Source organism: Ferruginibacter sp. (assembly GCF_014377975.1).
In the GTDB taxonomy this organism is placed as follows: Bacteria; Bacteroidota; Bacteroidia; order Chitinophagales; family Chitinophagaceae; genus Ferruginibacter.
Window position 1 is genome coordinate 1 of record NZ_JACMOO010000039.1, and the last position, 7,147, is coordinate 7,147.

11 protein-coding genes are annotated in these 7,147 nt (G+C 35.8%); 6 read left to right on the plus strand and 5 right to left on the minus strand.

Annotation, left to right across the window (positions count from 1 at the left end; translation table 11 throughout):
- Positions 1–68 precede the first annotated feature (68 nt).
- On the plus strand, positions 69–302 hold the full coding sequence (locus H7254_RS02585; protein ID WP_301931504.1) for a DUF2442 domain-containing protein: 234 nt from the start codon (positions 69–71) through the stop codon (positions 300–302).
- A 177-nt stretch (positions 303–479) separates the two neighbouring features.
- On the opposite strand, the gene H7254_RS02590 is transcribed toward H7254_RS02585, so the two are convergent.
- From H7254_RS02590 to H7254_RS02600, 3 genes are all read right to left on the minus strand, one after another.
- Positions 480–1,820 (minus strand): dihydroorotase, encoded by a 1,341-nt coding sequence (locus tag H7254_RS02590; RefSeq protein WP_301931505.1) that lies wholly within the window; start codon positions 1,818–1,820, stop codon positions 480–482.
- A gap of 94 nt (positions 1,821–1,914) precedes the next feature.
- The gene (locus H7254_RS02595; RefSeq protein WP_301931506.1) at positions 1,915–2,694 is read right to left on the minus strand and encodes a DUF2490 domain-containing protein; all 780 of its coding nucleotides are present in this window, start codon (positions 2,692–2,694) and stop codon (positions 1,915–1,917) included.
- Between the two features lie 91 nt (positions 2,695–2,785).
- Positions 2,786–3,565 (minus strand): carbonic anhydrase, encoded by a 780-nt coding sequence (locus H7254_RS02600; RefSeq protein ID WP_301931507.1) that lies wholly within the window; start codon positions 3,563–3,565, stop codon positions 2,786–2,788.
- 119 nt (positions 3,566–3,684) lie between these two features.
- Here H7254_RS02600 and H7254_RS02605 point away from each other — a divergent pair, with 119 nt between their 5' ends.
- From H7254_RS02605 to H7254_RS02615, 3 genes are all read left to right on the plus strand, one after another.
- The gene (locus H7254_RS02605; RefSeq protein WP_301931508.1) at positions 3,685–4,356 is read left to right on the plus strand and encodes a TetR/AcrR family transcriptional regulator; all 672 of its coding nucleotides are present in this window, start codon (positions 3,685–3,687) and stop codon (positions 4,354–4,356) included.
- The gene (locus H7254_RS02610) at positions 4,357–4,866 is read left to right on the plus strand and encodes a hypothetical protein (RefSeq protein WP_301931509.1); all 510 of its coding nucleotides are present in this window, start codon (positions 4,357–4,359) and stop codon (positions 4,864–4,866) included. It begins immediately after the preceding gene.
- A gap of 93 nt (positions 4,867–4,959) precedes the next feature.
- Positions 4,960–5,196: a hypothetical protein gene (locus tag H7254_RS02615; RefSeq protein ID WP_301931510.1), complete on the plus strand. Its 237-nt coding sequence runs from the start codon at positions 4,960–4,962 to the stop codon at positions 5,194–5,196.
- Between the two features lie 125 nt (positions 5,197–5,321).
- Here the strand turns inward: H7254_RS02615 and H7254_RS02620 are convergent, their stop codons facing one another.
- The gene (locus H7254_RS02620; RefSeq protein WP_301931511.1) at positions 5,322–5,573 is read right to left on the minus strand and encodes a hypothetical protein; all 252 of its coding nucleotides are present in this window, start codon (positions 5,571–5,573) and stop codon (positions 5,322–5,324) included.
- A 196-nt stretch (positions 5,574–5,769) separates the two neighbouring features.
- Here H7254_RS02620 and H7254_RS02625 point away from each other — a divergent pair, with 196 nt between their 5' ends.
- Both H7254_RS02625 and H7254_RS02630 read left to right on the plus strand, forming a co-directional pair.
- Positions 5,770–6,105, plus strand: a complete 336-nt coding sequence (locus H7254_RS02625) for a hypothetical protein (RefSeq protein WP_301931512.1) — start codon at positions 5,770–5,772, stop codon at positions 6,103–6,105.
- A gap of 38 nt (positions 6,106–6,143) precedes the next feature.
- Positions 6,144–6,671 (plus strand): hypothetical protein, encoded by a 528-nt coding sequence (locus H7254_RS02630; RefSeq protein WP_301931513.1) that lies wholly within the window; start codon positions 6,144–6,146, stop codon positions 6,669–6,671.
- A gap of 137 nt (positions 6,672–6,808) precedes the next feature.
- Here the strand turns inward: H7254_RS02630 and H7254_RS02635 are convergent.
- Positions 6,809–7,147: DUF952 domain-containing protein (locus H7254_RS02635; RefSeq protein ID WP_301931514.1), on the minus strand; the 339-nt coding region annotated here is incomplete at its 5' end.

Below are 7,147 nucleotides of genomic sequence, written 5' to 3' on the forward strand. Positions count from 1 at the left end.
ACCGGACAACGGCGGCGCACGGGAACGCCGACGAGGGCGGAAAGGAATAACTTTTTTAAAAGGACAACATGGTAGCTACACATAAAATCGAAACAATTCGTTTCAATCAAGATTTTATTATTCTAAACATTAATGGGAATGAGCTTACAATTCCATTGGATAAATTATCTGGCAGACTCAAATCTGCAACTGAGATAGAGAGAGCAATGTATAGGATTTCTCCTTCGGGCTATGGGATACATTGGCCTTTAATTGACGAAGACCTTTCAATTGATGGTATACTCAGAGATTTTGTAAAATAATACTTTGGTATAAAAGGGAAGGTGATCGTCATAGAAAGTGCTTCGCAACTGCTACCGTTATCATATGGGAGTACGGATATGAAATGAGGTAGTGGAAGAAGGTTTGCTGCTGCGGCACTTTGTATTGCATTGCGGTTGTCGGTGAAAAACACCGGACAACGGCGGCGCAGGGGAATTCTAACGTGTACTGAAGGCCTGACCTTTTGTTTTTTCATTAAATACCCCATTATCATACACCAAATTACCATTTACAATTGTATGCGTTACTTTAGTTTGAAATGTTGTTCCCTCTAAAGGCGACCAACCACATTTGTATAAAATATTTTCTTTGCTAACTGTCCAACTTGTATTTAAGTCAACAATTACCAGGTCTGCAAAGTAGCCCTCACGTATGAAACCTCTTTTTTCAATCCTGTAAAGTGTCGCCGGATTATGGCACATTTTTTCAGCAATTATCTCTAACGAAATAAGCCCTTGTTTGTAAAATTCCAACATGATATTCAAAGAATGTTGCACCATTGGACCTCCTGACATTGATTCAAAATAAGTTTTTTGTTTTTCTTCAAAAGTATGTGGCGCATGGTCTGTTGTTATAATATCTATTTTATCATCCAGCAATGCATTGAAAAGCCCGATTTTGTCCACTTCTGTTTTTATGGCAGGATTCCATTTGATCAGCGTTCCCAAACGCTTATAGTCTTTGTCGGAAAACCATAGATGATGAACCGAAACTTCTGTGGTGATATTTTTCTCCTGTAAAGGAATATCGTTTCTAAATAAATGTGTTTCGGCTTCTGTAGTCAGGTGCAGAATATGCAGCCGGGCGTTGTGTTTGTTTGCCAGGTCAATTGCTCTTTTTGTAGCTTCATAGCAAGCCTTTTCGCTTCTTATGAGCGGATGAAATTCAATGGGTACATTTTCACCAAATTTCTCTCGATATATATTTTCGTTCGCTTCAACTATCTGCTCTTTCTCGGAATGCATAGCAATGATGGATTTGCAGTTTGCAAACAGCTTTTCCATCGTTTCAGGATTGTCGGCAAGCAGGTTTCCCTTTTTTGTAAAGTAAAGTCCGTCATCAGAAACGCCTAAGAGTTTAGTAGTGTCGAGTTTGATTACTTCATCAATGTTGTCGCCGTTAACTCCTAAGAAAAATCCGAAATTGGCTAATGATTGTTCTGAAGCGATTCGATATTTTTCATTCAGGATCTCGATGGACAATACATTCGGAAATGTATTTGGCATATCAATAAAGGAAGTCACGCCACCTGCAACGGCTGCTTTACTTTCTGTATAAAGGTTGCCTTTGTGGGTTAGCCCGGGTTCACGAAAATGAACCTGTCCGTCAATAATGCCGGGAAATAAATACTTGCCTGTTCCGTCAATAATTTTTGCGTTGATGTCGTCGTTGAGTTGTCCAATTTTTTGAATTAGTCCATTGTGTATTAATAGGTCGGTAACGATTATTTGCCCCTCGTTTATGATACTAATATTTTTTATCAGAGTTCTTTCCGTCATTAGTAAGTTGTCTGTCTATTGGGGCCGTCTGCCATTGCCGCTAACAAAGCAATTTTTTGTATCGCATATTTCTAATTTCTGTTTAACGGATTTATTATTTACTGTTTTTAGTTAAATCAAAATTGAAATAGCTGTTTAAAATTATTCCGTTATTGTACTGAAAAACATTGCGGGTGTTTACTTCTCTTCCCAGTTGAACAATCTGCTGAAAAAAACCACCTTCTACTCTGAATTTTTTATTAAACCGATAGCCTAAGAGGATGGCTAACCGGTTTTGGTCAAATACATTTTCATTTACATTTTTTCCAAAGCCAATGAATATTTCATCATAAATGGCTGCATAAGGTGTTTTATCTTCTATCTTCTTTTTGCCAATTGCCATTTGCATACGGTACATATACCTGAGCCTGTTTAAAAATACAAATTCATCAGGTTTACTTAAAGCTGCATTGGAATAGCGACCAATCCATCTTTGTTCAAGCATAAAACGGTGACTCATTTCCAGCTTGTTTATATTATCCGTAACGGTAGCCATCTGGAAAGCCCTGTGTTCCGGAAATCTTTTACCTGCAGCCTGTAATGGAATGTCTCCGTAAGGGAAGGTTTCAATCCGGGCGTAGCCTAAACGCAGCGTAAGTTTATTATTTACCTGGTAATTAACTCCTGTTCTGAACAAGCTTTGTTGCCAATCTTTTACAATGTTTTCCCTTCGCCATTGGTACTCCAGATGGCCACTCCATTTTTTTGAAAATTTAATGGTGCTGAAAGTATTAAACCACCCAATGCTGTTTTTATCTGTAATCCTTGTATTTTGAGCTGTTAAATTTTTAAACATTAAAAGAATAACAAACGCCGGCAGAATTTTTTTTATCATACTCAGTAATTTTAAGTTAACAAAAAACCAGCCTAAACGGATCTATTTAGGCCGGTGCAGATACCCAAAACCAAACCAACATCTGTTTATTTTATTTTCTCTTTTCCGGCAAATTCATAAGTGTTTCCGGTAGAAATTCCACTTTACCCGAGTGCAGGTTGTACACGGCACCAACAATCAATGTTTCGCCATTTTGATATTTTTTTGCCAATACCGGTTCCAGATCCCTTAGTTCATTTACTTGTTCTATTACGTTTTGCCGAATTGCGTTATCCAACCTGTCGCCGGCCATGTACTTACTTTTTTCTGCAGCCGGTTTAATGGCATTAATAAGTGTAACTATATGCCCCGGTGGATTATCGGGCCGTTTTACAGCAGCATCTACGGCACCGCATTTTTGATGACCCAACACAACGATCAATTTTGAACCCAGTACCAATGTTGCAAATTCAATACTGCCGTAAGATGCCTGTGCCATTACCTGCCCTGCTGTACGAACGATAAATAAATCGCCTACACCCTGATCAAAAATAATTTCATTAGGTACACGGCTATCGCTGCAGCCTACTATAATTGCGTAAGGTTTTTGTCCGCCTTCTGTGCTATGCAGGGCAAGACTATCTTGTCGGGGCCTTATGCTTTTTCCTTCAATAAAGCGCCTGTTGCCACCCATTAGTTTTTTAAGTCCAACTCTTGGGTCGGCATAAGCAGAGTCTCTGTTTTCTATGTAGTGATCTGCACGCCATTTTGCTGAGTCAATTGCAACAGTAGCAATATCCTTTTTTTGATTCTTTTTTTTACTTTGAGCTATACCTGTTGTTGACAGACAGGTAAGCAAGGTGGCCATTAGTGTGATAAGTAAATTTTTCATTTTACTGTATTTATGCGTTAATAATAGTATTACACGTAAATATAGTAGTAACACTATTAAAAATCAAAGTAAAATATTTCTTTTATTTATTTCTTTTACTTTTATCAAAACAACAGGAAATGAACATTGATTTTAATCCAACGTTGAATGAAAGAATTTTTTTAAAAAACCCACAAAGCACAAGCCTTGGGAAAAAGATAATTAAGGAAGCGATCAGTCTTATTTCATCAATTGGATACGAACAATTTACTTTTAAAAAACTAGCTATTGAAATTGAAACTACTGAAGCAACTATTTACCGGTATTTTCTAAACAAACATAAATTGCTTATATACCTGGTAAACTGGTACTGGAATTATCTGGAATTCCAGATGATTCTTCAATTGAGTACAATTACCAACCCTGCTGATAAAATTAAAAAGGTTATTGATATCCTGGTGTGGGAAGATAATATAGAGATAGATTTTGGAGCTTTTGACCACCGGGCATTATATTTTATAACTGTTGCTGAAGGCAATAAAACCTATTTATCAAAAGATGTTGATGAAAACAATAAAGAAATGCTTTACAAACCGTTTAAAGATTTATCCGGCAGGATAGCGGGAATTTTTTCTGAATACAACCCTTCCTATAAATATCCAAATACCCTTGCCAGTTCAGTAATTGACGTATCACATTTGCAATACTTTTTCATGCACCACTTACCACGATTAAGTGATTTTGCTAAAAAGAAAAAGCCAAAAGATATCGAGGCCTTTTTAGAAGATCTGGTATTTAAAACATTATCGTAGTTGATCCGTATTTCTTTTGCCGACCTTAACATTGATTATTTTTTGCCCATATTAAAACCAACGGCTTTTCAGGAGCCATGTTTGAGCAACATCTCTCTTTTTCAGATCACCCAAATTTTAGAACTTAATTGCAATAGCACCTTTTTTCAACATGACACAATTGCAACAGGATATGGCACAGGGTCTATAAAAAATAATAGTTGTCTGACTTTGCAATTCGATTCCATTGCCGAAAATAATAGAATGGACATTGTTAAAACAAAGATTATCTATCTCTTTGAAGAAGGACGCAAAACAACCGCAATCAGTTATAATAATCTTTCCGGGACGGGAGAGAGCAACAGGCCTGTTTCACCATGCGGTATGTGCCGCCAGAGCCTTGCAGAGTATGAAGAGCGTATAAAGCAGCCCATCAGGCTTATTTTATCAGGTATGGAAGGGAAGATTATTATAATAGAAAGTGCTGCGCAATTGTTGCCTTTATCTTTTGGGAGTGGAGACATGAAATGATGTTGGTGAGGAAGGTTTGGTGGTACGACACTTTTGTATTGCCTTGGAGGTTGTCGGTGAAAACACCGGACAACGGCGGCGCAGAACACCAACATGGGACGAAACGGTAGAGCTCGGGAACACCAACAACGGCAAAATCTTTCCGGGACGGGAGAGAGCAACAGGCCTGTTTCACCATGCGGTATGTGCCGCCAGAGCCTTGCAGAGTATGAAGAGCGTACCAAGCAACCCATTAGGCTTATTTTATCCGGTATGGAAGGGAAGGTGATCATTATTGAAAGTGCTGCGCAACTGTTGCCGTTATCTTTTGGGAGTGGGGATATGAAATGAGGTATTAACTGTTTTGTAACTTTGTATTGTCTGGGGTGTTGTTGGTGAAAAAAAATAACAACGGCGCAGGGGAACACTAGCAAAGGCGAAGTGAAACACACAAGAGTAAAAGTAATAGCACTCATTTAATAATCTTCAATTTTGAGGATTTCTTCAGCTATTGCGTTATTTACCTGATGCGCAATGTAGAGATAGTTACCAATAGCATTCCAGTCGCAACGTTTCTCTTTTGAATTATAAATAATCGTAAAAGTAGTTGGCAAAAATTGAAGTAATTCTTCATTATTTAATGAAATAAAGTAAGTGCTTATTGTTCCTTTTTTTTGAATACTATAAAATGCTTCTTTAATACCTTTATATTTAAATAAAAATTTCATATCCTTTATAAAATTTAAAGTTTATATAAAGCTAAGAAATGGTAATTAAAGAGAAGGATCGTTTGATAATAATTGGAGGACAGAATTTTCTGATCAATGGCTTAATTCTATAATTATTATGAAAATAGTCTGTATAGTTCTATTGATTTTTTACTCACTTAGTCTAAAGGCGCAGATAAAATCTGAGTTTTTTCCTTTGAGCAAAGAATCACGAACATATAAAGATGTGGTTTGGCAAAAGGAACAAATTTCGAATTGTCAGATTAAATTATTAGCTAAAGAAAGTTATTCTGAATTCAAATTCATTCTTATTGAAAACGATAAAACCGTGATTTTTAATCTTAATCCGAATGGAAGCGTATTTAATTGGACTTCTACGGAAGATGCTAAAGAATATAATATGTATTTATATAAAGGAAAAGATATCAAGCAAAATATGTGGAATATAGAAATTTATACCCCGAAGGATAAATTAAACAAATCTTTTATTATACTATACAATGAACAAATAATTATTAAATATAAAATGTAATTCTCAATATGAACTCTATATTAGTTACTATCTTTCTTATGATTGCAGGGTTAAAGGGATTCTCACAGTCCATCTCAAAACTGAATTCAAACTATGGATTCAAGGAGTACAAATTAGAATCTTTATATAAGCAGGAGTATGGAAATAAAGAAAGAGATTATGATGGATCAGATGTTGTAAGTATTGAAAATCAGGTAGATTATATAAATGATATTCCTATTGAAAAAATAAAATTATTTTTTTTAAGTGATAGCTTAGTAAGGATAGTAGTCTTTATCGATGAAAACCAATCCAAGAAATTGTCAGACGCACTAATAGCATCATTTGGCAAAGAAACAAAATATAAAAGTGATTGGGACATTAAAGAGGGTTCCAAAAAGCCCTACTTTAATAAATATATTTGGATTGCAAATAAATTTACATTGGTGCTATATGAATCTAGATATCCGACTTCTTTTTGGGACAAACCACGCAGAGGAACTATATCATTAACATATGAATTAAAAGATTATGAGAAAAGGCTTGAAAGAATGAAGCATTCAAAGTATTCCTCAAATGATTTTTAGAGTATCTCAAATATTTGTTCAAATATAATACTATAGCAATTCTAAGTTCTTACTCTAACAATTGGGCTATTTTTTACCTTGCTGTGAAACTATTTTTTTAAGATATCAATGTGTGTCCATACAACAATCCTATCACGTCACAATTCCTCCACCTTCACAACCGCATCCTTATTTATTACCCCAAAAATATGCGGGAACATTTCATTTACCGAAGGAGCCAGTTCATACTTAACCATTGCTGAAAGTTTCGTTTCATCTATATGTAAAAGAAAAAGGCCTGTGTGTCCGGCGTAGTAACGATCGATTACTCCTTGTATCTGTTCTTTTTCACAAGTATGAATAAAGCCTTCTGTCTGCAATGAAGGCGCAGACAGCGATCCGCTAATTAGTGATTTATCTATTTCCTCTTTTGTAGTAATATGGTATATCATAAAATAATAAGTTCTATCAACGATTCTATTTCTTTTTTCTTGTAA

Coding starts and splice junctions, on each gene's coding strand:
- H7254_RS02590 (WP_301931505.1), bottom strand. CDS start 1,820: ATGACGGAAAGAACTCTGATAAAAAATATTAGTATCATAAACGAGGGG.
- H7254_RS02605 (WP_301931508.1), top strand. CDS start 3,685: ATGAACATTGATTTTAATCCAACGTTGAATGAAAGAATTTTTTTAAAA.
- H7254_RS02600 (WP_301931507.1), bottom strand. CDS start 3,565: ATGAAAAATTTACTTATCACACTAATGGCCACCTTGCTTACCTGTCTG.
- H7254_RS02620 (WP_301931511.1), bottom strand. CDS start 5,573: ATGAAATTTTTATTTAAATATAAAGGTATTAAAGAAGCATTTTATAGT.
- H7254_RS02630 (WP_301931513.1), top strand. CDS start 6,144: ATGATTGCAGGGTTAAAGGGATTCTCACAGTCCATCTCAAAACTGAAT.
- H7254_RS02615 (WP_301931510.1), top strand. CDS start 4,960: ATGGGACGAAACGGTAGAGCTCGGGAACACCAACAACGGCAAAATCTT.
- H7254_RS02585 (WP_301931504.1), top strand. CDS start 69: ATGGTAGCTACACATAAAATCGAAACAATTCGTTTCAATCAAGATTTT.
- H7254_RS02595 (WP_301931506.1), bottom strand. CDS start 2,694: ATGATAAAAAAAATTCTGCCGGCGTTTGTTATTCTTTTAATGTTTAAA.